This is a genomic window from Novilysobacter antarcticus (assembly GCF_019802285.1).
Classification (GTDB): domain Bacteria; phylum Pseudomonadota; class Gammaproteobacteria; order Xanthomonadales; family Xanthomonadaceae; genus Novilysobacter; species Novilysobacter antarcticus.
In genome coordinates, this window is record NZ_JAIEUJ010000001.1 from 699,668 (window position 1) to 722,107 (window position 22,440).

21 protein-coding genes are annotated in these 22,440 nt (G+C 63.5%); 7 read left to right on the plus strand and 14 right to left on the minus strand.

Annotated features, from left to right (window positions below; genetic code table 11):
• Positions 1–39: 39 nt before the first annotated feature.
• Positions 40–2,628 (plus strand): bifunctional aconitate hydratase 2/2-methylisocitrate dehydratase, encoded by a 2,589-nt coding sequence (gene acnB, locus KZ491_RS03225; protein WP_222564396.1) that lies wholly within the window; start codon positions 40–42, stop codon positions 2,626–2,628.
• Between the two features lie 92 nt (positions 2,629–2,720).
• Here the strand turns inward: acnB and KZ491_RS03230 are convergent, their stop codons facing one another.
• The 4 genes from KZ491_RS03230 to KZ491_RS03245 are packed head-to-tail and all read right to left on the minus strand — an operon-like array spanning position 2,721 to position 5,472.
• Complete coding sequence (locus tag KZ491_RS03230; protein WP_222564725.1) at positions 2,721–3,323, minus strand: lysogenization protein HflD; 603 nt, start codon at positions 3,321–3,323, stop codon at positions 2,721–2,723.
• A gap of 50 nt (positions 3,324–3,373) precedes the next feature.
• On the minus strand, positions 3,374–4,495 hold the full coding sequence (gene mnmA / locus KZ491_RS03235) for a tRNA 2-thiouridine(34) synthase MnmA (protein WP_343225544.1): 1,122 nt from the start codon (positions 4,493–4,495) through the stop codon (positions 3,374–3,376).
• 14 nt (positions 4,496–4,509) lie between these two features.
• Complete coding sequence (locus KZ491_RS03240) at positions 4,510–4,986, minus strand: NUDIX hydrolase (protein WP_222564398.1); 477 nt, start codon at positions 4,984–4,986, stop codon at positions 4,510–4,512.
• Positions 4,987–5,472, minus strand: a complete 486-nt coding sequence (locus KZ491_RS03245) for a hypothetical protein (RefSeq protein WP_246606478.1) — start codon at positions 5,470–5,472, stop codon at positions 4,987–4,989.
• A gap of 140 nt (positions 5,473–5,612) precedes the next feature.
• Between KZ491_RS03245 and clpS the strand changes: the two genes are divergently transcribed.
• Together clpS and clpA are read left to right on the plus strand one after the other, a co-directional pair.
• Positions 5,613–5,933, plus strand: coding sequence for an ATP-dependent Clp protease adapter ClpS (gene clpS, locus KZ491_RS03250; protein WP_222564399.1), 321 nt, complete (start codon positions 5,613–5,615; stop codon positions 5,931–5,933).
• 73 nt (positions 5,934–6,006) lie between these two features.
• The gene (clpA, locus tag KZ491_RS03255; protein ID WP_222564400.1) at positions 6,007–8,289 is read left to right on the plus strand and encodes an ATP-dependent Clp protease ATP-binding subunit ClpA; all 2,283 of its coding nucleotides are present in this window, start codon (positions 6,007–6,009) and stop codon (positions 8,287–8,289) included.
• A gap of 130 nt (positions 8,290–8,419) precedes the next feature.
• On the opposite strand, the gene infA is transcribed toward clpA, so the two are convergent.
• The 4 genes from infA to trxB all read right to left on the minus strand — a co-directional run bounded on the left by infA (position 8,420) and on the right by trxB (position 11,662).
• Positions 8,420–8,638: a translation initiation factor IF-1 gene (gene infA, locus KZ491_RS03260; RefSeq protein WP_036193457.1), complete on the minus strand. Its 219-nt coding sequence runs from the start codon at positions 8,636–8,638 to the stop codon at positions 8,420–8,422.
• A 103-nt stretch (positions 8,639–8,741) separates the two neighbouring features.
• Positions 8,742–9,524: a leucyl/phenylalanyl-tRNA--protein transferase gene (gene aat, locus KZ491_RS03265; protein ID WP_222564401.1), complete on the minus strand. Its 783-nt coding sequence runs from the start codon at positions 9,522–9,524 to the stop codon at positions 8,742–8,744.
• Positions 9,505–10,689, minus strand: a complete 1,185-nt coding sequence (locus tag KZ491_RS03270; RefSeq protein WP_222564402.1) for a GNAT family N-acetyltransferase — start codon at positions 10,687–10,689, stop codon at positions 9,505–9,507. The genes aat and KZ491_RS03270 overlap by 20 nt, the downstream gene beginning before the upstream one ends.
• 16 nt (positions 10,690–10,705) lie before the next feature.
• Positions 10,706–11,662: a thioredoxin-disulfide reductase gene (gene trxB / locus KZ491_RS03275; protein WP_043959116.1), complete on the minus strand. Its 957-nt coding sequence runs from the start codon at positions 11,660–11,662 to the stop codon at positions 10,706–10,708.
• Positions 11,663–11,912: 250 nt separating this feature from the next.
• Here trxB and KZ491_RS03280 point away from each other — a divergent pair, with 250 nt between their 5' ends.
• From KZ491_RS03280 to KZ491_RS03290, 3 genes are all read left to right on the plus strand, one after another.
• Positions 11,913–14,237 (plus strand): DNA translocase FtsK, encoded by a 2,325-nt coding sequence (locus KZ491_RS03280; protein WP_246606479.1) that lies wholly within the window; start codon positions 11,913–11,915, stop codon positions 14,235–14,237.
• Positions 14,238–14,331: 94 nt separating this feature from the next.
• Complete coding sequence (gene lolA / locus KZ491_RS03285) at positions 14,332–14,961, plus strand: outer membrane lipoprotein periplasmic chaperone LolA (protein ID WP_222564403.1); 630 nt, start codon at positions 14,332–14,334, stop codon at positions 14,959–14,961.
• Positions 14,962–14,974: 13 nt separating this feature from the next.
• Entirely contained in the window at positions 14,975–16,342 is a 1,368-nt protein-coding gene (locus tag KZ491_RS03290; protein WP_222564404.1) for a replication-associated recombination protein A, read from the plus strand.
• Positions 16,343–16,374: 32 nt separating this feature from the next.
• Here KZ491_RS03290 and KZ491_RS03295 read toward each other — a convergent pair whose 3' ends face one another.
• The 5 genes from KZ491_RS03295 to KZ491_RS03315 all read right to left on the minus strand — a co-directional run bounded on the left by KZ491_RS03295 (position 16,375) and on the right by KZ491_RS03315 (position 20,354).
• Entirely contained in the window at positions 16,375–16,959 is a 585-nt protein-coding gene (locus KZ491_RS03295) for a DNA-3-methyladenine glycosylase (protein WP_222564728.1), read from the minus strand.
• A 116-nt stretch (positions 16,960–17,075) separates the two neighbouring features.
• Positions 17,076–17,528, minus strand: coding sequence for a helical membrane plugin domain-containing protein (locus tag KZ491_RS03300; protein WP_222564405.1), 453 nt, complete (start codon positions 17,526–17,528; stop codon positions 17,076–17,078).
• Between the two features lie 12 nt (positions 17,529–17,540).
• Positions 17,541–18,731: an NAD(P)/FAD-dependent oxidoreductase gene (locus KZ491_RS03305; protein WP_222564406.1), complete on the minus strand. Its 1,191-nt coding sequence runs from the start codon at positions 18,729–18,731 to the stop codon at positions 17,541–17,543.
• Positions 18,728–19,186 (minus strand): iron-sulfur cluster assembly scaffold protein, encoded by a 459-nt coding sequence (locus tag KZ491_RS03310; protein ID WP_222564407.1) that lies wholly within the window; start codon positions 19,184–19,186, stop codon positions 18,728–18,730. Before KZ491_RS03310 ends, KZ491_RS03305 begins: the two co-directional genes overlap by 4 nt.
• Before the next feature lie 655 nt (positions 19,187–19,841).
• Positions 19,842–20,354: a GNAT family N-acetyltransferase gene (locus KZ491_RS03315; RefSeq protein WP_222564408.1), complete on the minus strand. Its 513-nt coding sequence runs from the start codon at positions 20,352–20,354 to the stop codon at positions 19,842–19,844.
• 222 nt (positions 20,355–20,576) lie between these two features.
• Here KZ491_RS03315 and KZ491_RS03320 point away from each other — a divergent pair, with 222 nt between their 5' ends.
• Complete coding sequence (locus KZ491_RS03320; protein ID WP_222564409.1) at positions 20,577–21,059, plus strand: hypothetical protein; 483 nt, start codon at positions 20,577–20,579, stop codon at positions 21,057–21,059.
• Between the two features lie 108 nt (positions 21,060–21,167).
• Here KZ491_RS03320 and KZ491_RS03325 read toward each other — a convergent pair whose 3' ends face one another.
• Positions 21,168–22,100 carry a phage exclusion protein Lit family protein gene (locus tag KZ491_RS03325; RefSeq protein ID WP_222564410.1) on the minus strand — a complete coding sequence of 311 codons (933 nt, stop codon included), beginning with the start codon at positions 22,098–22,100 and terminating at the stop codon, positions 21,168–21,170.
• Positions 22,101–22,440: the final 340 nt, after the last annotated feature.

Here is a 22,440-nt window from a genome sequence, read left to right on the forward strand (position 1 = left end):
TTCCGCACCCCATTTTCCCGAGACCAATCCGGAGTTGTCATGTTGGAAGCCTATCGCCACCACGTCGCCGAGCGCGCAGCACTTGGTATCCCGCCACTGCCGCTGAGCGCGCAGCAGACCGCCGAGGTCATCGAGTTGCTCGAGAACCCGCCCCAGGGCGAAGCGGACTTCCTGCTCGACCTGCTGATCCATCGCGTCCCGGCGGGCGTGGATGATGCCGCCAAGGTAAAGGCATCCTGGCTGGCAGCGCTCGCGCTGGGCAGCCAGTCCAACGAGCTGATCAGCCGCGAGCGTGCCACCGAGCTGCTGGGCACGATGCTCGGCGGGTACAACGTGGCACCTCTGATCGAGCTGCTGGACGACGCCGCTCTTGCGCCCATCGCGGCCGACGCCCTCAAGAACACCTTGCTGGTCTTTGATGCGTTCCACGACGTGGAGCAGAAGGCGCGGGTCGGCAATGCGAGCGCGCAGGCCGTGCTGCAGAGCTGGGCCGATGCGGAGTGGTTCACCAGCCGCCCGGAGGTCCCCGAGAGCCTGACCATCACCGTGTTCAAGGTGACCGGCGAGACCAACACCGACGACCTGTCGCCAGCCCCCGACGCGACCACCCGCCCTGACATTCCCCTGCATGCTCTGGCGATGCTGAAGAACGCGCGTGAAGGTATCGAGCCTGAAGAAGACGGCAAGCGCGGACCGATCGGTTTCATCCAGTCGCTGAAGGAGAAGGGGCATCTGGTCGCCTATGTCGGTGACGTGGTCGGCACCGGCTCCAGCCGCAAGTCGGCCACCAACTCAGTTCTGTGGTTCACCGGCCAGGACATCCCCTACGTGCCCAACAAGCGCTTCGGTGGTGTCTGCCTGGGCTCAAAGATCGCGCCGATCTTCTACAACACCATGGAAGACGCGGGTGCGCTGCCAATCGAGCTCGACGTCTCGCAGATGCACATGGGGGATGTGGTCGAACTGCGTCCGTACGAAGGCAAGGCGCTCAAGGATGGCAAGGTCATTGCCGAGTTCGCACTCAAGTCCGATGTGCTGTTCGATGAGGTGCGCGCCGGCGGCCGCATTCCACTGATCATTGGCCGAGGCCTGACGGCGAAGGCCCGCGAATCGCTCGGTCTGGAGCCGACCGACCTGTTCCGCCTGCCAATGGTGCCGCCCGACACCGGCAAGGGCTTCTCCCTGGCGCAGAAGATGGTCGGCCGCGCCTGTGGGCTTCCGGAAGGGCAGGGCATGCGCCCGGGCACCTATTGCGAGCCCAAGATGACCTCGGTCGGCTCACAGGACACCACGGGGCCGATGACCCGCGACGAGCTCAAGGACCTGGCTTGCCTGGGCTTCTCGGCCGATCTGGTGATGCAGTCGTTCTGCCACACCGCCGCGTACCCTAAGCCGGTCGACGTCAAGACCCACCACACCTTGCCCGAATTCATCTCCACCCGAGGCGGCGTGTCGTTGCGGGTCGGTGACGGAGTGATCCACAGCTGGCTCAACCGCATGCTTCTGCCCGACACGGTCGGCACCGGCGGCGACTCGCACACCCGTTTCCCCGTCGGCATCTCGTTCCCGGCCGGGTCCGGACTGGTGGCGTTCGCCGCCGCCACGGGCGTGATGCCGCTCGACATGCCCGAGTCCGTATTGGTGCGCTTCAAGGGAGAAATGCAGCCCGGCGTCACCTTGCGTGACCTGGTCAACGCGATTCCGCTGGCGGCGATCCAGCAGGGCCTGCTGACCGTGGCGAAGCAGGGCAAGAAGAACGTGTTCTCCGGCCGCATCCTCGAGATCGAGGGCCTTCCCAACCTCAAGGTCGAGCAGGCATTTGAATTGTCCGACGCATCCGCCGAGCGGTCCGCCGCCGGCTGCACCGTGCGCCTCGACAAGGCTCCGGTCATCGAATACCTGACCAGCAACGTCGCCCTGCTGAAGTGGATGATCGCCCAGGGTTACCAGGACGCGCGTTCGTTGGCGCGTCGCATCGAGAAGATGGAAAGCTGGCTGGCCGATCCGCAGTTGCTTGAACCGGATGCGGATGCCGAGTACGCCGCGGTCATCGAGATCGACCTGGCCGACATCCACGAGCCGATCGTTGCCTGCCCGAACGACCCGGATGACGTGAAGACGCTCTCGGATGTTGCCGGCGCCAAGATCGACGAGGTGTTCATCGGCTCGTGCATGACCAACATCGGTCACTTCCGCGCCGCCTCGAAGCTGCTGGAGGGCAAGCGCGATATTCCAACCAAGCTCTGGGTCGCACCGCCGACCAAGATGGACGCCGCCGAGCTGACCAAGGAAGGCCATTACGGCACTTTCGGCAGCGCCGGCGCGCGCATGGAGATGCCGGGCTGCTCGCTGTGCATGGGCAACCAGGCGCAGGTGAAGGAGGGCGCCACCGTGTTCTCCACCAGCACGCGCAACTTCCCCAACCGCCTGGGCCGCAACTCCAACGTGTACCTAGGCTCGGCCGAACTGGCCGCCATCTGCTCGCGCCTGGGACGGATCCCCACCAAGGCCGAGTACATGGCCGACGTCGGCGTCTTGGATGCGGCGAGTGCGGACATCTATCGCTACATGAACTTCGACCAGATCGAGGACTACGCGGAAGTCGGCGACAAGGCCGCAATTGCCTGACGCGGGACGACCCCGCGTTGATGCGGCAAGTATGAAAAACCCCGGCTTCGGCCGGGGTTTTTTATACCGCAACAGTACCGACAGATCGCGGGTCAGCGGCCCAGATGTGCGTTGACCGCCGCGGTGAGGTCACGCTTGCGCAGGAGGAAATCCAGCAGACCGCCGCCGGACTGACGCCACAATACGGCCGAGCGGACCGCCGACAGCAGTACGGCGCGCACTTCGGCCACGACCGCCGGCTGGCCAAGATAGTGCGGGTTTCCCTGCACCAGCACGCGCGGCCGCAGGTTGCTCAAGGTTTTGGAGTACAGCCCGCCGAGCGCGGCCATCACCTCGGGATGGGCGACGCCCAGCTCATCGGCCTTGTCCTTCTGCGCGAGGATGCCTGCCTGCACTTCGCTCACCATGTCCATATCGGCGACGAAACGGCGCTCCAGCTGGGTCACCGACAACGCCAGTCGCGGCAACTGCGGGTCCTTGGTGGTGCCGCCGAAGTAATCCCGCAGCAGCAGCAATCCCGGCCTCAAGGCGGCTGCACCGCCATAGACGTCCGCAACCGATGCGGCATCGATCTGGAACACCGAGGTGAGCAGGGTTTCCAGCACCGAGGCCTCCGCCTGCCCGGTGTCGGCGATCCGACGCACCTGCGCGAGCGCCTGAGCGAGGCCGGCAAGGGCCAGCACCCGGTCGGACATGGGGTTGAAGCGGGTGCTGGGCGATGGGATTGCGGTGGATCCAATGTCGGTCATTCGGAAGCGGTTCTCAGACGTTGTTCGAGGGGAGCGTCGGTGCGCGCGATCACCGCACCACCAAGGCACACGGGCCCGTCGTAGAGGACCAGGGATTGCCCGGGCGTCACTGCACGCTGGGGGTGCGCGAAGCGCACTTCAAGGCAGCCATCATCGCCCACCAGCACCTCGCAGGGCTCATCCGCCTGCCGGTAGCGCGTCTGCGCGGTGCAATGGAAGCGACCCGCCGGTGGATCGCCATCGATCCAGTGCGCCTGCTCGGACCATAACAGGGTGGATTTCAGCCACGGTGTGTCGCTGCCCTGGTCCACGTACAGCACATTGCTCGACACATCCTTGCCGACAACGTACCAGGGCTCCGCGCGAAAGCCGCGCACGCCACCGATATTGAGTCCTTCGCGCTGCCCCAAGGTGAAATAGAACACGCCCGGATGGCTGCCGATCACGTGCCCGTCCGGCGTGCGCATCCCGCCGCTGCGGGCGGGCAGGTACTGGCCCAGGAAGGTGCGGAAATCACGCTCACCGATGAAACAGATCCCGGTGGAGTCCTTCTTGGCCGCGGTTGGCAGGCCCGCATCCCGCGCCATCTGGCGGATGGCTGGTTTGTGCAGGTCCCCCAGCGGGAACCGCGTGGCCGCGAGTTGTTCCTGCCCCAGCTGGTGCAGGAAATAGCTCTGGTCCTTGTCGCGATCCACGCCGCGCAGCAGGCGGTGCCTGCCGTGCTGGTGATCAATGCGGGCGTAGTGGCCGGTCGCGATGAAGTCGGCGCCAAGCTCCCGGGCGGCGTCCAGAAAATACTTGAATTTGATCTCGCGGTTGCACAGCACGTCGGGATTTGGCGTGCGGCCAGCCGCGTATTCGGCGAGGAAGTGCGCAAACACACCATCCCAGTACTCACCGGAAAAGTCGCGAAAATGGATCGGGATGCCCAGTCGGCCACACACCGCCACCGCATCGCGTCGGTCGTCATCGGCGCGACAGTCGCCACTGCCGTCGTCCGCCCAGTTCTGCATAAACAGACCGGCGATGGACTCGCCAGCGTCGCGCAGCAACAACGCGGCGACCGAGGAGTCGACCCCCCCCGACATGCCGACAATCGTGCGCGGCCCGCCCTTCAATGTCGCGCTGTGATTCACGCCTGCTGCAACAGCGCGAGAGGGTGCCGCTGACCGGCGAGGTAGTCGGCGACCGTCCGCCATACCAGGGGACTGCGATGGCGATCGGAGGCCAGTTCCAGCTCGTCCGGGGTCATCCAGAGTGCCCGGGCAATGCCGTCGTCGAGGGTGCGCGATGGATCTTCAGCGACTGCCTCGCCGACAAAGGCGAAACGCAGGTAGTAGCGCGCCTTGTCGCCAGCATCCAGCGGCGGAGCGCTCCACTGGTAGGCGCCGATGAACGCGGTCAGGCGAATGTCCCAGCGGGTTTCTTCGCGGGCTTCGCGCACGGCAGCTTCCTGCAGACTTTCGTCGGGTTCGAGGTGACCGGCCGGTTGGTTCAGCACCAGACGACCTTTCGAGGTCTCCTCGACGATCAGCAGACGACCGTCGCGCTCGACGACGGTCGCCACGGTCACGTCCGGCTGCCAGAATCGGCCTTCACGGTAGGTCATTCAGAACTCATCGGAGCCGGGGCTCAACTCGGTTTCCATCGCGTCCGCGGTGGTGACAGCGGCGGCAATCGCGTCCTCCAACTCCTTGGTGCTGGCGTCTGCGGCGATCTTGACCACAAACATCGCGATGTCCCCCTGTTTAACCCAGCTGCCGAGTACGGAGTCGTGGGAATCTTCCAGAAGGCGGACGGAGACGGGGGCGGGAAAGCGACCACCATCGACACGATAGGCGGGCGACCATATTTCACGGATCCGGTGCGATCCGAACTCGTGCACGGGGCTGCGCACGTAGGCGAGCTGGGTGCGATCATCGTCCATTTGCATAACCAGCTTGTAATCGCCGTCGTCATCCACGTCGTGGGCGTAGCCGAGCTCGTCAAGCTGCTTGCCAATCGACACCTCCACCGCAGCCGCTTCAACGGCCCCAGACTTGGAGGATCCGACAGTCGCGTACTGCGCAGCGGCACCGGCGCTGGCCATCATCATGGCGACTCCTACGGCGCCGACGGCGCTGCGATTCAGTTTCATGGATGTTGCCCCTGATTAAACCGTCAATTCTGCGGCAGTGCCTGAAGCGCGTCCATACGGGGCGGGAAAGCGGGCATCCGGCGATCTATAATGCGCGTATGCCAAGACACACCGAAACCGAACACCACCACGGCACTGTCGCCGAGGTGGGCAGGCCCGAGCTGGCCCCCCCGCCGATGTACTCCGTCCTGCTGCTCAATGATGACTACACCCCGATGGACTTCGTGGTGGAGGTGCTGACGCGCTTTTTCCCGATGACGGCGGAGAATGCGACCCAGATCATGCTGCACGTGCACACCCGTGGCCGCGGGGTATGCGGTGTTTTCACGCGCGACGTGGCCGAATCGAAGGTAGCGCAGGTCAACGAGTTCTCCAGACTGAACCAACACCCGTTGCTATGTACGATGGAGAGGGCCTGAAGAGTCGGCGGCGTGGAAATCGGTGCCGGCACCCCCATCTTGGGATGCAGTAGTTACCGGAGGCAAACGCCCCATGTTCAGTAAAGATCTCGAGTTCAGCATCGGCCAGTGCTATAAGCGCGCCCGTGAGGCACGCCACGAGTACATGACCGTCGAGCACCTGTTGTTGGCCCTGCTCGACAACCCCTCGGCCGAATCGGTCCTGAAGGCCTGCGACGCGGATAACCACCGCCTGCGCAGCGATCTGGAAGAAGCCATTGCCACGTCGGTCTCGGTACTCCCCGATGATCTCGACCGCGACACCCAGCCAACCCTTGGCTTCCAGCGCGTGCTGCAACGCGCTGTCTATCACGTCCAGTCCTCCGGCAAGAAGGAGGTCACTGGCGCGAATGTGCTGGTGGCAATCTTCGGCGAGAAGGATTCGCACGCCGTGTACTTCCTCAACCAGCAGGACATTGCCCGCCTGGACGTCGTGAATTACCTGTCCCACGGCATCGCGCGTCACGGCGACGCGGAAGACAGCCAGCCGACCGATGGCGAAGCGCGCCCGGCGGACGCGGAAGGCGAGGGCAAAGCCGACGCGCTGTCGGAATTTGCCGTCGACCTCAACCAGCTGGCCCGGGACGGAAAGATCGACCCGCTCGTGGGCCGCGGTGAGGAGGTCGAGCGCACGATCCAGGTGCTCTGCCGCCGCCGCAAGAACAACCCGCTGTACGTGGGTGAAGCCGGCGTGGGCAAGACCGCCATCGCCGAAGGACTGGCCAAGCGCATCGTGGACGGGGAGGTGCCCGAAGTGCTGGCCGACGCCGTCATCTATGCGCTGGACCTGGGCGCGCTGGTAGCCGGCACGAAATACCGCGGCGATTTTGAGAAGCGCCTGAAGGCCGTCCTGGCGCAGATGAAGAAGATTCCCGAAGCGATCCTGTTCATCGATGAGATCCACACGATCATCGGGGCCGGTTCGGCGTCGGGCGGCACGATGGATGCGAGCAACCTGATCAAGCCCGCGCTGTCATCGGGCGACCTGCGCTGCATTGGCTCGACCACGTTCCAGGAGTACCGCGGCATCTTCGAGAAGGACCGTGCGCTCGCCCGCCGGTTCCAGAAGATCGACATTGTCGAACCCACCACCGGCGAGACCGTCCAGATCCTGCACGGCCTGAAGCCGCGATATGAAGCGCACCACGGCGTCACCTACAACGACGACGCGCTGCAGGCGGCGGTGGATCTCTCGGTCAAGCACATTGGTGACCGGTTGCTGCCAGACAAGGCGATCGACGTTATCGACGAGGCCGGTGCACGCCAGCGCCTGCTGCCAGAAGGCCAGCGCAAGTCGCAGATCGATGTCGACGAGATCGAGACGATCGTGGCCAAGATGGCGCGGATCCCGGCGCGTCAGGTATCGGCGACCGACAAGGATGTGCTGCGGAACCTGGAGCGCAACCTGAAAATGGTGATCTTCGGCCAGGATCCGGCGATCGACTCACTCACGTCCGCGATCAAGCTGTCCCGCTCCGGGCTGGGCAACCCCGACAAGCCGATCGGCAACTTCCTGTTCGCCGGCCCGACCGGCGTGGGCAAGACCGAGGTGACCCGTCAGCTGGCCCTGCAGTTGGGCATCGAACTGGTCCGCTTCGACATGTCCGAGTACATGGAGCCGCACTCGGTTTCGCGCCTGATCGGTGCGCCTCCCGGTTACGTGGGCTTCGACCAGGGCGGATTGCTGACCGAGAAGATCGTCAAGACGCCGCATTGCGTGTTGCTGCTCGATGAGGTGGAGAAAGCGCATCCGGATATCTTCAACATCCTGCTGCAGGTCATGGACCGCGGCGCCTTGACCGACACCAACGGTCGCGAGGCGAACTTCCGCAACGTGATCCTGGTGATGACGACCAACGCCGGCGCCGCTCTTGCGTCGCGACGGACGATTGGCTTTACCCGGCAGGACCACAGCACCGATGCGATGGAAGCCATCCGCAAGGCCTTCAGCCCGGAATTCCGCAACCGTCTGGATGCGGTGGTGCAGTTCGATGCACTGGGCTTCGAGCACATCCTGCGCGTGGTGGACAAGTTCCTGATCGAGCTGGAAGCACAGCTGCAGGAGAAGGGCGTGACCCTGTCGACCACGCCGGAGGCACGCGAGTGGCTCGCCCAGCACGGCTTCGATCCGCAGATGGGTGCACGGCCGATGGCGCGGGTGATCCAGGACAAGATCAAGCGCCCGCTGGCCGACGAACTGCTGTTTGGCAAGCTGATGAACGGCGGACGGGTCAGCGTGGAGGTCAAGGACGACGAGCTGGTGATCGACTCACGTTCCGACGAGCCGGAAAAGTTGCTGCCCGCCTCGGTGGAGTAGCAGAGTGGATGTCCGGGTCGGGCCTTCGTGGCCGACCCGGCATTGAGTTCGCACTGTCACGGATGACACTCGTGCAGACGCAAAAAGGCGGCCATTTGGCCGCCTTTTTCTTGTGTCGTACCCGCCGCGATTACTTGTTGCGGTAGGTGATGCGCCCCTTGGTCAGGTCGTACGGAGTCATCTCCACTTTTACCTTGTCGCCGGTCAGGATGCGGATGTAGTTCTTGCGCATCCGGCCTGAAATGTGGGCGATGATCTCGTGCCCGTTTTCGAGGCGCACGCGGAACAGGGTGTTCGGAAGGGTTTCCGCCACCGTGCCCTCGAATTCGATCACGTCGTCTTTTGCCATGTGTTTCCTGTATCACTCAAATGGCGGCGCAACAATGCGGCCGCGAAGCCCGGCATTCTGCCACGATCAGGCCGATCACGCAAAACCAGCGCTGATTTTCTGTTCACTTGCTGCAACCGTTGTCACCCTCGGACAAGCTCGCACTACTGGTCTCGACCGCGAGGCACCAGGCCGGGACGACACCGAAGCGTTCACTCCAGTTGCCGGGCTCACCCGGTTCGCCAGCCAGCGTGCCGGCGACGTCCAGAAAACGATCGCGCGGCCACGACACGGCACCCAATGACATCAGGTGTGCATTCTCAACCTGCGCGTCGATCAGTGGCCAGCCACGCAGGTCCAGATGATGGGCGAGGGCGGCCAACGCGGTTTTGGATCCACCGGACGCCGCGCTGAACATGCTCTCCCCGAAGAACATCCTGCCGATGGCCACGCCGTACAGTCCGCCGGCGAGATTTGCGCCGTCCCAGACCTCGATGGAATGGGCGTACCCCAGCTCGTGCAGCGCGCCGTATGCCTCGGACATGGCGGGGGTGATCCAAGTGCCCGGCTGGCCGGCTCGGGGTGATTGCGCGCACGCGTCGATGACCTGCCGGAACGCGGTATCGGCGGTGACTGTCCAAGTGGAGCGTCGCAGATCACGGCGGAAGTGTCGGGAGAGATGGACAGCATTGGTGCGGAAAACCGTGCGTGGATCCGGCGACCACCACAGCAATGGCTGGCCCTCCGCATACCAGGGGAAGATCCCGCTCGCATAGGCGGTGAGGAGCCGGTTGGGCGACAGGTCTCCGCCCATTGCCAACAACCCGTCCGGGTCGCGCAGGGCGTTGCGCGGATCGGGAAACGGCGCGGCCGGATCGCCCGACAGTTCAGGAAGATAGATCGGCATCGGCTGCCTGCCCCGCATCTCCCTGCTTGAATGGTGAGTGCGCAGACAGCGTCCGGGCGTAGGCACGCACCGATTCGGCTTCGTGGCCGCACCATTGCCGCAGCGCATCGCGAAACACCGGTTCGGCGATCCAGTGGTGACTGTGCACGAAGACGGGCAGGAAACCGCGTGCGAGCTTGTGTTCACCCTGGGCGCCGGGTTCAAAGTGCGAGAGTCCTTCGCGCAGGCAGTATTCGATGCCCTGGTAGTAACAGGTTTCAAAGTGCAGCCCGGGCACCGCTTCGATCGAGCCCCAGTAGCGGCCATAAAGCGTATCGCCACCACGCAGACACAGCGCACCAGCGATCGGCCGGCCGTCGCGCTCGGCGAAGAACAGCACCAGTGACCGGGGCATCGTTGCTGCAAGGTGGTGCAGGAACGGTAGCGTCAGCGCCGGGTGGTTGCCGTATTCGGCGAATGTCTGCAGGTAGAAACCATGGATCTGTTGCAGATCTTCGGCAGTCGCCGTCGCGCCGTCGACGATGCGGAAGCTCACCCCGGCGGCGGCGACCCGGGCCCGCTCCTGCCTGATGTTCTTCCGGCGCTTATGGCTGAGAGCAGCCAGAAAGTCGGCGAAGTCGGCCCATTCGCCGTGATTGCTCCAGTGATACTGGACGTCGATACGGGCGAGCCATTGCACGCTCGTCGAGGCGTCCTTGAATGCCACTCGTTGGCTTTCCGGATGGAAGTTCACGTGCGCCGAGGAGCGGCCCATGCGTGCCGCATCGTCTGCCATCGCATCGACGAGGGCACGCTCAATCCCCGCATCGTCGCTGGCCAGCAGGCGCGGCCCGGTGACCGGGGAGTAGGGCACCGCGTAAAGATGCTTGGGGAAGTACTCCAGGCCTTGCGAGGCGTACGCACGTGCCCAGGCGTGGTCGAACACGAACTCGCCATGCGAGTTCTCTTTCAGATAGCCCGGCGCACCGGCCACCAAGGCGCCATCCCGCCACAGCGTCAGGTGCCTGGGAGTCCAGCCCCATTCCGCCTGGATGCAGCCGTGCCGCTCCAGCCCCGCAAGAAACGCGTGGTGCACAAACGGATTGCTGCCGTCGTGCAGCCGATCCCACGCTGCGGGCTCAATCTCGTCCAGGCGGGAGACGGTGCGAGCGAGCAGGGCGCTCATGGGCGCTTGCCGATGCTCAGCTTTCCAGGTCGAGGAAACGCTCGGCGTCCAGCGCGGCCATGCAGCCGAAGCCGGCCGAGGTGATCGCCTGACGGTAGACCTGGTCGGCGACATCCCCGGCCGCAAACACACCCGGCACGGAGGTCTGGGTGGCGTTGCCGGCCAGGCCGGACTCGATCTGCAGGTACCCGCCGTTCATTTCCAGCTGGCCTTCGAACAGCGATGTGTTGGGGGTGTGGCCGATGGCGACGAAGAAGCCGTTGATGTCGATCTCGCGGACGCTCTGGTCGTCCTTCGTCGAACGAAGGCGCATGCCGGTAACACCCGACTCATCGCCCAGGACCTCCTCGACCGCGTGATCCCAGATGAGCTCGATCTTGCCCGCCTGGGCCTTGGCGAACAGCTTGTCCTGCAGGATCTTCTCCGCGCGGAGGGTGTCCCGTCGATGCACCAGATACACCTTGCGGGCGATGTTGGACAGGTACAAAGCCTCCTCGACGGCCGTGTTGCCACCGCCGATGACCGCCACTTCCTGCTCCTTGTAGAAGAAGCCGTCGCAGGTCGCGCAAGCCGACACGCCCTTGCCCATGTACTTGGTCTCGGATTCCAGACCCAGATACTTGGCGCTGGCGCCGGTTGCGATGATCAACGCGTCGCAGGTGTATTCGCCGCTGTCGCCGATCAGGCGGAACGGGCGCCGGGACAGGTCGGCGGAGTGGATATGGTCAAACACCACCTCGGTGTCGAAGCGCTCGGCGTGGGCCTGCATGCGCGACATCAGATCGGGACCCTGCAGGCCGTGGGCATCGCCGGGCCAGTTGTCCACATCCGTCGTGGTCATCAACTGCCCGCCCATCTGCATGCCGGTGATCAGCAGCGGTTTGAGGTTGGCACGGGCGGCGTAGACAGCCGAAGTCCAGCCGGCCGGGCCGGAGCCCAGGATGATGAGGCGGGCGTGTTTGTTTGGGGTCATGTCTATAATCGCAACGGTGGTTGTCGGAGATGCGGCGGCAGCGTGAGCGCCACTGCCAAGATGCTCCATAGCTTGGAGTCCGGGTCCCGGCAACACAAGGCAAAGGGGCAGGAACGGATCGTTGCATCGCAGGCGCTTGATTCGGTTCGAGCCGCTTTTTCACGTATATTCAATGGCTAACGCAACTTAGCTAAGGCGGAACATCACGGTGGCGCAAGCGTCGGCTGCATCCCGGAAAAAGAAAGCCCCATTGAGCTCCAGCGCTGCGAAATCGCCTTCGCCGGCGCGCCAGCGGCTGATGCGCGACATCGCGATGATCCTGATCGCGCCGATCCTGCTCTATCTGATCGCGAGCCTGTTCACCTATTCACCCACCGACCCGGGCTGGTCGCAGTCGGTCAGCGTGACGGCACCGACCAGCAACGTTGGCGGCTATTTCGGCGCGTGGACGGCCAGCGTGCTGCTCGCCCTGTGTGGCTACGTGGCGTTCCTGTTGCCGGTGATGCTGGGGCTCGTGGCTTGGATCGCGCTGTTCGGAATGGACACCGACGGCGACGGCGAGGCCGACCTGGGTCCTGCGCTTCGCCTGGTCGGCATCGTCGGATTTCTGGTGTCGGCGACCGGATTGCTGCAGCTGCGCATCGGCCCGGTGGCCGACTTTTCGGCCGGAGCGGGCGGGATTCTCGGCAAGCTCGTGGGCGATTCGCTGTACAAGGGCTTCGGGCCCGTCGGCGGTAACCTGTTCCTGCTGGCATTGCTGCTGGTGTCGGTGACGCTCGCCACGGGCATCTCCTGGTTGGCGGTCATGGACCGCATCGGCCAGGGCGTGATGCGTCTGGGACCGTTGCTGGGTGGTCTGTTCCGTCGTGGCACCAAGCAGGCCAGCGAATGGCAACACACCCGGGCCCTGCGCGAGGAGCGCGAGGAGGTCCGCAAGGTCGATACCGAACTGCGGGCAAAACGTGCGCCGGTCAGGATCGAGCCGCCCGCACCGGCGGCGGTGGAGCGCAGCGACCGCGCCCACCGGGAGCAGCAGATCCCGCTGCTCAACGTCAGCGATGGCAGCGGTATTCCGCCGCTGTCGCTGCTGGATGATCCCAAGCCGCAGCCCAAGGGCTACAACTCCGAAACGCTGGAGACGCTGTCGCGGCAGATCGAGTTCAAGCTCAAGGACTTCCGTATCGATGCGACCGTGGTCGGTGCCTACCCGGGTCCGGTCATTACCCGCTTCGAGATCGAGCCGGCTCCGGGCATCAAGGTCAGCCAGATCAGCTCGCTGGACAAGGACATCGCCCGCGGCTTGTCGGTGAAATCGGTGCGCGTGGTCGACGTCATCCCCGGCAAGGCGGTGATCGGGCTGGAAACGCCGAACGACAAGCGCGAGATGATCTACCTGTCGGAGCTGTTGCGCTCCAAGGAATACGACAAGTCGTCCAGTCCGCTGACCATCGCGCTGGGCAAGGACATCGGCGGTCGTCCGACGGTCGCGGACCTGGCGCGCATGCCGCACCTGCTGGTGGCCGGCACCACTGGCTCGGGCAAGTCGGTTGGGGTCAACGCCATGGTGTTGAGCCTGCTGTACAAGGCGTCCGCCAAAGACGTGCGCATGTTGATGATCGATCCGAAGATGCTGGAACTCTCCGTATACGAGGGCATCCCGCATCTGCTGGCGCCGGTGGTCACCGACATGAAGGAGGCCGCCAACGCACTGCGCTGGTGCGTGGCCGAGATGGAGCGGCGCTACAAGCTGATGAGCGCGGTCGGTGTGCGCAACCTGGCCGGCTTCAACAAGAAGGTGCGCGACGCGATCGACGCGGGTCAGCCGATGAGCGACCCTCTGTTCAAGCCGAATCCGGAGGTCGACGAGGCGGCGCCGCTGCTGGAACCACTGCCGTTCATCGTGATCTTCATCGACGAATTCGCCGACATGATGATGATCGTCGGCAAGAAGGTCGAGGAACTCATCGCGCGCCTGGCGCAGAAGTCCCGCGCTGCGGGCATCCACCTGATCCTTGCCACGCAGCGCCCGTCGGTGGACGTCATCACCGGGCTGATCAAGGCCAATATCCCGACCCGGATCGCCTTCCAGGTGTCCAGCAAGATCGACTCGCGGACCATCCTCGACCAGTCGGGGGCGGAAACGCTGCTGGGCAACGGCGACATGCTCTACCTGCCACCGGGCACCGCGATGCCGGAGCGTGTTCACGGTGCGTTCGTGTCCGACGACGAAGTGCATCGCGTGGTCGAGTTCCTCAAGCAGACCGGCGGCGGACCGGATTACATCACCGGCGTGCTCGAGGATGTCCAGACCATGGGCGACGGTGTCGTGGTGGGGGCCAGCGGTCTGCCGGAAACGGTCAGCAGCGGCGATGAGTCCGATCCACTCTACGACGAGGCGGTGCGGGTGGTCACCGAAACGCGGCGGGCGTCGATCTCCGGAGTGCAGCGGCGACTCAAGATCGGCTACAACCGCGCCGCGCGACTGGTCGAGGCAATGGAGGCAGCCGGCATCGTCAGTCCCCAGGAACACAACGGCGACCGCAGCGTATTGGCGCCACCGCCACCACGGGACTGAACCGTCTCGCACGATGTCGAGTACCTGTTCAGCTTGTCCCGCACACACTCGACGCCTGATGGACAGAAATGATGATGCAACCGGAGATCGACCTATGAACCCGATGATTCGCTGGGGTACCGGATTGCTGCTGGGCGCGTTCGTCGCCGGCAGCGCGCTTGCGGGCGCACGCGATGATCTCTCGCAATTCACCAAGGGCCTGACCGGGCTGGATGGTGCCTTTACCCAGCAGGTGTATGACGCCGGTGGCAAGCTGAAGGAAACCTCGACCGGACACGTCCAGCTGTCGGTGCCACATCTGTTCCGCTGGGAGTACGTCAAACCGTATCCGCAGCTGATCGTCGCCGACGGCAGCAAGGTGTGGATATTCGACCCGGATCTGGAGCAGGTGACCGTGCGTGCGCAGGGCGCCGAGGAACAGAGCAGCCCGCTTGCTGCCTTGTTCGAGCCGGCCAAGCTGGACCAGCGTTTCGTGGTCAAGGAGACCGGCAAGGCCGACGGTCTGGACTGGCTGAGCCTGGCGCCCAAAAGCGACGAAGAGGCCAGCTTCCGTAGCGCCCGCCTGGGGTTTGCGGACGCCAGGTTGATGCGCATGGAGGTTGAGGACGCTGTCGGCCAGCGCACCCGCATCGAGTTCGGCCCGTGGAAGCGCAATCCCGATTTCGCCGCATCAACCTTCAAGTACACCCCGCCAAAAGGCGTGGACGTGATCGGCGAAGGCTGATCACTCTCGCAGCTTGGCCAGATCACGTGCCTCCGGTACCGACGCTTCGGTCGTAACGCCTGACTTGCTGAGCGTGGGCAAGAGCGCGCTGCAACCCCTTGCGGAGCGGATGCGGCCGAGCTCGCTCGACGAGATGGTCGGCCAGCGGCGCCTGCTCGCTCCCGAGTCGGCACTGCGTCGCGCGGTGGAGTCCGGCCACGCCCATTCGATGATCCTGTGGGGACCGCCGGGCTGCGGAAAAACCACTTTCGCGCTGCTGCTGGCGCAGTACACCGATGCGGAGTTTCGGGCGATTTCGGCGGTCCTGTCGGGCCTCCCGGAAGTGCGCAAGGTGTTGGCCGAGGCAGCGCAGCGTTTCGCCGAAGGACGGCGGACGGTGCTGTTCGTGGACGAGGTGCACCGGTTCAACAAGACCCAGCAGGACGCGTTCCTGCCGCACATCGAGCGCGGCACGATCCTGTTTGTTGGGGCGACGACCGAGAATCCGTCGTTCGAGCTTAATTCCGCGCTGCTTTCCCGCTGCCGCGTGCATGTCATGGACCCGGTGTCCGCCGACGATATCGCGATCGCATTGCGCCGCGCGCTCGATGACACCGAACGTGGGCTGGGTCGGCAGGACCTGACGGTCACTGACGACGCATTGCTAGAGATTGCGGGCGCTGCGGATGGCGACGTACGGCGCGGCTTGACGCTGCTGGAAATCGCCGCAGAACTCGCCCTGGGCGAGCGGGGTGAGATCACACCGGCGACTCTCCTCCAGGTCCTGGCCGATCGGACCCGCCGCTTCGACAAGGGTGGCGAGCAGTTCTACGACCAGATTTCCGCGCTGCACAAATCGGTGCGCAGCTCCAACCCCGACGCCGCGCTGTATTGGTTCGCGCGGATGCTGGACGGCGGCTGCGATCCGGCATATCTGGCCCGCCGGCTGACCCGCATGGCGACCGAGGATATCGGGCTGGCCGACCCGCGCGCCCAGCAGATGGCGATCGACGCGTGGGATACCTACGACCGCCTCGGCAGCCCGGAGGGCGATCTCGCCCTGGCTCAACTGGTCATCTATCTGGCCAGCACGGCCAAGTCCAATGCCACCTACACGGCGTGGAACGCCGCCCGCCGGGACGTGCGTGAGCACGGCACGCAGGAGGTGCCGATGCATCTGCGCAACGCGCCGACCAAGCTGATGAAGGAACTGGGCTACGCCAAGGGCTACCAGTACGACCATGACGCGGCCGACGGCATCGCGCTGGACCAGACGGGTTTTCCCGATGCGATGGGCGAGCAGGTCTACTACCGCCCGGTAGAGCGGGGCATGGAAATCAAGCTGAAGGAAAAGATCGACCGGATACGCGCCGCGCGCAAAGCCGCGGCGAAGCCAAAGTAGAGAGCTGAAGCCACGAGCGTTCGCTCATCCCGTCACAGACGCGAAACATGCGGATTGTCCGGCACGTACCAGCGCCACGGCAGCTCGGTCGCCCGCGAAATGCCGATGCGTGTGGTCACCACGGGAGTAGGCGGGGGAGGGACGCCGTCGTCGAGCAACCGGAAAGGCCCGCTCAGCAGATCCGTCGCGTCATCCTCGCCGGTGATGCCAAGCGCCTGCGCAAGCCTTGCTGGCCCGCGGCACAGATCCAGATCGCGTCGCGCCTTGGTGCGTGCTTCCCGCATCCGTTCCAGCCCGGCAACAGGCTCAAGCGCCCTGATCAGCACGGCGGTGCCTTCGCCTTCATTCCCGCACACGACGTTCGCGCACCAGTGGATGCCGTAGCTGAGGTAAACGTAAAGCCGACCGGCGGGGCCGAACATAGTCGCGTTCCGGGTGGTCTGGCCCCTGTGCGAATGCGACGCGGGATCGCCGGAACCGGTGTAGGCCTCGACCTCGACAATCCGGCCGGCGCGTCCGTCGGCGGCCACCAGCAATTTATTCAACAGAGCCGGACCGAGCTCGGTCGCGGCCCGCTGGTAGAAGGTAACTGGAGGGGTTTCTGTCAACGTGCGAATGGTTCAATCGTCAGCGTTTGCTACGCAGCTGTGCGCCGCCGAGGGAGGTACCAGCGCGAGTGCGGATCGCAGCGGCATCCGAAATGGAGGCCGCTGCGCAGCAGTCCCGTATCGACTCAGTCCTCGGTGATCGGCTCACCGGCAATCCGCGCCTGGCGACCGACGCTGCTCAGTATGTTCATCGCCACCAGCAGCCCGCGCCGCGCATCCTCGTCACGGTTGAACTGGCGGATGCCCTGCCACAGCGTCGGCGGGGTCTCCACGCGTCCCGCCTGTGCGGTGGAATGGCGGGTGATGTTGCTCAGGTTCCATGCCCCGGCCACCACTTCCTCGTAGCCCTTCATCAGCTTCTGCACCATCGCGTCGTCGGCCATGTCAACGACATCGGACACAGCCGACAACAGGTCGACAACGTTGTGCAGCCGTTTGCCCTGCAACAGCGGCGCCAGTTTGGCGACGATGTCGGCGATGCCTTCCAGAGTGGCCTGGTCGTTCAACTCGGGGGACTGGCGTGCCAGATCCGCGAGCGAGCCCATCGGCTGGGCCTGTAGTTCCATTTCGTTACTCATGTTCGCTCCTCCTCAGACCAGGCCGCGGGCGACGGACCAGTACACGCCACGGTTGAATGCCTTGCGCATCATCCCGCCGATCTTGGTCGCGGGGGTGGGTTGCACGTCCTTGTCGTAGTCGTACCAGAGCGGCATTCCCGCCTCCAGGCCCATCTGCGCGACCGCCTGCACCTTGCCGTCGTATTCCGCGACAGTGTGGCCGAGCCGGATCAGGCCTGCGATGTTGTCGCAGATCACCGGCGCCTGGTTGTGGCAGCTGCCTCCCGCCTTGCTGATGGGCAGGTCCACCGTGTCGCCCATGGGGAACACATTGGGGAACCCGTCCATCTGCATCGTCAGGCGATCGGTTGGCAACCAGCCTTCATTGTTCGGCGCCTCAGATACGTCGGAGTTGAGCACCGCATCAACCGCGCGGATCGGTGGGGTCTGCATCAGGATGTCGAAGGGTTCCTCGCCACCTTCCTCGGAGTAGGCGATCTTGGCATCCGGATCGACCCGGTTGAGGGTAAAGCCGCGTTTGTACTTGATCCCCTTGGAGTCGAAGACGCCCGGCAGCACCTCGCCGACGTCCTTTTGCAGGAACAGGCAGTTGCGCAGCAGCTGTGAAATCGTGGGGTACGTGTACACGATCTCGACCTGATCGCGAACGCCGCGTTTCCGCAGCAGGTCGTCCAGCATGAGGGTGGTCTCCATCGGCGCGATACCGCACTGATGAGGCACGTTTGGCGTCTGGGGGAAGGTCACGCCAATGAAGATGCGGCCCTTCTCGATCGTCCGCAGCTTGTTGTAAAGCTTGAGCGCGGGGTCGTGCTGGTAGAAGTGGTCTCCGCCCTCGACCAGGCCCTCGATTCGCTCGGGGGAGGGGATGCAGCCGGTCGATACGACCAGATAATCGTAGCTGTGGTCGGTGCCTGACTTGGTGCGCAGCCTGCTGTCCTTGAAATCGAACGCGGTGACTTCGTCGAGGATGAAATTGACCTCCGGACGCAGCAGCGACGCCTGCCGGCGACGCAATTCGTTCTTGTAGAACATGCCAAACGCGACGTACATGAAGGCCGGCTTGTAGTAATGCCACGGGCTGTTGGATATCAGTGAGACGCGGACTTCGCCGCGCTGGATCTCCGGATAGAGTTTGGCGACAAGGCTGTTGGCGGTCATGGTGCCGCCGATCCCTCCGCCGATCACGAAAATATCTTTTTTCACACGGACTCTCCTTCAGTTGCGCCGCCGCCAAGGCCGTCTTCATTGGTGAAAAGTTTCTGGAACGCCACGAATGGAAGCAAAATCGCCCCATGCCGGGCGGTATGTGGCTTGGCGGCTGCGAAAATCTCGACTTCAGGCCAGTCGAGTGGGGCATCGGGTTCGAATGAACCGGAAAGCAATTGCTCAAGCTGGGTCTGGACACGCGCCAGACCTTCCGCATTCATACCGATCGCGCGTTTCGCGGCAATTGCGGTTGAGGCCTGTCCGAGCGAGCATGCGCGGACACGATAACCAACATCGGTAACACGGCCGTTGACGATCTCGGCATCCAGGGTCAATTTGCTGCCGCAGACCTCGCTGTAGACATCGACCGAACGGGCAGGCGGCACCGGCAGGCGTTTGTCTTTTCGTACCTGCGGCACGTACTTCTTGAGTGCATCGTAGAGCGACTCCATGGAGGGACCGTCAACTTGCGTGGCGATATCTCGTCTCCTAGATTCACTCCAACCACCGTAGCACGGTGCCGGGAAAGGATCAGGTATCCGATCTGGGACTGCAACGCCCTTGGACGGGGCGGCATGGCTGTGCTGTTTGGCAACCGCCGGTTACCTACCGCGCCATCGCGTACTTCGCAATCTTGGTACTTATTGGGACTGTTGCGATGCAAGAATCCTAAGATATGAGGGGCTCTTTCAATATTTTTGCTGACAACCCGTTGCCTCGCGTCGAAAGCCCGAAGTGTTGCGCCATCAGACAAGGGCAGCGCAACGGTCTTTCGCTTCTCCGGGCATTCTTTGTCCTGCTGGTGTTGTGTTACAACTGGAGCCGTAGCCTAGATGCGCTAAGAGTCACGGAAATCGTCGCATCCGGCGACGAGATTCTCAACACCCGGATCCTTGGAATCAGGTCGAGCTACCAGAATCGCTCTCACGCGTCGTTGAGGATTAGCTATTGGGGGGCATCCCAAAGCCAGTCGATGAGCAGCCGGTGAAGGTCCTTGGCTGGCATTCCGAACCTAATCATCAGGATCTACCATAATCGACCTCTCCTCCAGTTGCAGTTGTCCAGCTATTGTCCCACTACCGAGCATTCGGCGAGGGCGCAGCTCCATCAGGATGGCGGTCTGGCCTTCCTGATCAGGAAGGCATGTCCACTAGGTAATGTCTCGACGTGTAGAAAGCCGCTGTTTATGAGCACCGCCCTCATCCCGTCAGAAGCAGGTAACAGACGAGCTCCAATGCGGATACCGCGTTCATCGAGCTGATCGCATAGGAATTTCGTTAGTGCCGTCATGACGCCCTTCCTACGCTGATTTGGGGCAATCCCGGCCAGCCAAAACTCATTGATCTTCACATCATGGAGATCGAGAACCGTTGTAATTCCGAACCCCGCTTTATCACCGTCAGCATCCACCATAACTATGCTGGCGGGAACTTCGTTGCCCTTTGAATCAAGCCGCGTATTAGTCGCGGCCATCTTTTGGATGTTTTGCATCAGGCCTGCGCTCGCGCGCGGATCCAGAAGGCCAGCGTCAAAGTGCCCAGTCGAAACTTCGCTCATGATCAGCTGATGAATGAAGTGACAGTCCTGCGCCCCCAATGCGGGTCTGAAGCGTACGTTCAAGGCGATCACCCTTGGAGAATTGGAATTTAATGGCTGGAAGCTGGACTTGTTATATCACAAGCAAAACCAGGCATGAGATGCCGCATACGGTTGCATGAGGCATACACAGCCAGTCACTAAGTAGCCCCACAGAGATCCTTATGCGACACGTCGCAGCGCGGACGACTATATCTGGTCCGTTTGCCGCTACGCTTTAGAGCCAGAGGCTCAAGAAGCGGCGGCATGACCTGGCAGAACGATTTGAGGCGTACGGCCCGAGACCCCGAACTGGTCGTCAAAGTCATCGCGGCCGTCGAGCTGCTGCTGGCGCGCGATTCATACCTGTTCGTCCATCGCGTCGGCGAGCGCGCGATCTCCCATCGGTTAGCAATCTACATGGAGGCACAATTCCCGGGGTGGGACGTCGACTGCGAGTACGACCGCGATGGTGAAGCGCGAAAGATGATTCCTGACGGTTCCGGGGACGACCATGACGAGGGCAGCGCGGTGTTGCCCGATATCATCGTCCACCATCGTGGGCCGGGTGGAAACCACCTCGTTTTCGAACTCAAAAAGTCCACCAATCGCGAACCGGATGATCGGGACCTCGAAAAGTTGCGCGCCTACGGTCGCCACCTGGGCTACGACCACGGCGTCTTCATTCGCTTTGTCGTGGGACGGGCCATGCCCGACGTCAGTCGGGCGGAGTTCGTATACCCCGATTAATGAGAATGGGATCCCTTGCTTCAGGGTGCTGCGCTCGGCTGCAGCAGAGCAGCGAAAGTCGCAGTGCTTGTGTTTCGGAAGGACCACAGCGCCCGACGTGCGATGTGCCTAGAGCGAGTCAACGAGTTGCCTGCAAAGGTCCTTTGCCGAGAAAAAGGTCACGGTGGTCGGCAACCGATTCGCCCGGCGGAGCACGTGGATCAGCAGACAAGCCGTATAGATCCAGCCGGTCGCATCATCGTCCGCGTCCGCGTCCAGGACGAGCGCCTTGAATCTCTCGGCAACGGGTGGATGGGTATCCACGATCGCCGCTTGCAGGCCGGCCGGCTCCACGTGGGCTATGCAGAACGCCGCGGTCGCGAGCCCCATGATCCGCTTGTTCAGCACCTGGGAGTAGGGCTCCCCGGTCGTCGCACAGTAGTCGGCCACGTGGTCGAGCAACATGGAGCGCGCATGCACATCACAGGCACGTTCCTCTTCGACGGTGAGCGGGGGAGCATCGCATTGCGCCGCGAACTGCACGTGGCGCAGCTCGTGGAAGAAGGTCGTCGCCGCGGCGAGGCAGGCGAGATCGAACGTGGCTTTGCCTATCGGATCCAACGAAGGGTCCGGGCAGGTGCCCGGCAGCGGGATCGTGGCTGGCCATTCCAGCTCGTCCAATTGCTTCGCTTGCCAAATCAGCCGCGCGAAGTAGGTCGCTTCGTCCATCTGGGACTCGACCGAAGCGACGTCGGCATCCTCGGTGAGATCGTGCACGGAAAGGGGAACGTTCCTGGCTTGGGCGAGAAGGATGTGGGGGCTGTATGCCGTGAGCGCCTGCATCCCCATCGTCGCGATCACCCAATCGAGCGCGAAGGTTTTGTGCATCCAGCTGACACGGTTGCCGTTGGCGCTGATGGCGGCCTCAACGTCGTCTTCCCTGAGATAGAACTCCGGCTTGAACGATTCCCAGCTCTGCCGCATCTCAGCCTCGCGTTCCGGACAGGCGCCCAACAGAACGTTCTCGACGACGTGCGGGGCAACCGGTTGATACGGGGGCATGAACGTGCACCTTGGGCAATCGGCGTGGAGATGCCGCATCTGGGCGCGCAAGCTTGACAGACGATCATCGGATTTGACTATCACCTGATCGCGTTCGATCTGATCGCGCTAAATTCGGTTCCACGGCGTCCCCAGTGAGACCGTAAGCTCCCCCGAAAGCGTTGGGCACGTGCAACACTCAAACGGCTGTTCCAGTGATAGACATCGCAGAGTGTTTCGTTTTCCCACCAGGCGTAGACCCCAACGATGTCCGGTCATCGCCCCCAAAGCGGCCAAGGCGAAGCTCTGATGGATACCTCACTCAGAAGCCCGATCGCACGTTGGATCACAGTTATCCTCG

Coding starts and splice junctions, on each gene's coding strand:
- KZ491_RS03300 (WP_222564405.1), bottom strand. CDS start 17,528: ATGAGTAACGAAATGGAACTACAGGCCCAGCCGATGGGCTCGCTCGCG.
- KZ491_RS03320 (WP_222564409.1), top strand. CDS start 20,577: ATGACCTGGCAGAACGATTTGAGGCGTACGGCCCGAGACCCCGAACTG.
- infA (WP_036193457.1), bottom strand. CDS start 8,638: ATGGCAAAAGACGACGTGATCGAATTCGAGGGCACGGTGGCGGAAACC.
- KZ491_RS03270 (WP_222564402.1), bottom strand. CDS start 10,689: ATGAGCGCCCTGCTCGCTCGCACCGTCTCCCGCCTGGACGAGATTGAG.
- KZ491_RS03310 (WP_222564407.1), bottom strand. CDS start 19,186: ATGGAGTCGCTCTACGATGCACTCAAGAAGTACGTGCCGCAGGTACGA.
- clpA (WP_222564400.1), top strand. CDS start 6,007: ATGTTCAGTAAAGATCTCGAGTTCAGCATCGGCCAGTGCTATAAGCGC.
- KZ491_RS03240 (WP_222564398.1), bottom strand. CDS start 4,986: ATGACCTACCGTGAAGGCCGATTCTGGCAGCCGGACGTGACCGTGGCG.
- aat (WP_222564401.1), bottom strand. CDS start 9,524: ATGCCGATCTATCTTCCTGAACTGTCGGGCGATCCGGCCGCGCCGTTT.
- clpS (WP_222564399.1), top strand. CDS start 5,613: ATGCCAAGACACACCGAAACCGAACACCACCACGGCACTGTCGCCGAG.
- lolA (WP_222564403.1), top strand. CDS start 14,332: ATGAACCCGATGATTCGCTGGGGTACCGGATTGCTGCTGGGCGCGTTC.
- acnB (WP_222564396.1), top strand. CDS start 40: ATGTTGGAAGCCTATCGCCACCACGTCGCCGAGCGCGCAGCACTTGGT.
- KZ491_RS03325 (WP_222564410.1), bottom strand. CDS start 22,100: ATGCCCCCGTATCAACCGGTTGCCCCGCACGTCGTCGAGAACGTTCTG.
- KZ491_RS03230 (WP_222564725.1), bottom strand. CDS start 3,323: ATGTCCGACCGGGTGCTGGCCCTTGCCGGCCTCGCTCAGGCGCTCGCG.
- trxB (WP_043959116.1), bottom strand. CDS start 11,662: ATGACCCCAAACAAACACGCCCGCCTCATCATCCTGGGCTCCGGCCCG.
- KZ491_RS03245 (WP_246606478.1), bottom strand. CDS start 5,472: ATGATGATGGCCAGCGCCGGTGCCGCTGCGCAGTACGCGACTGTCGGA.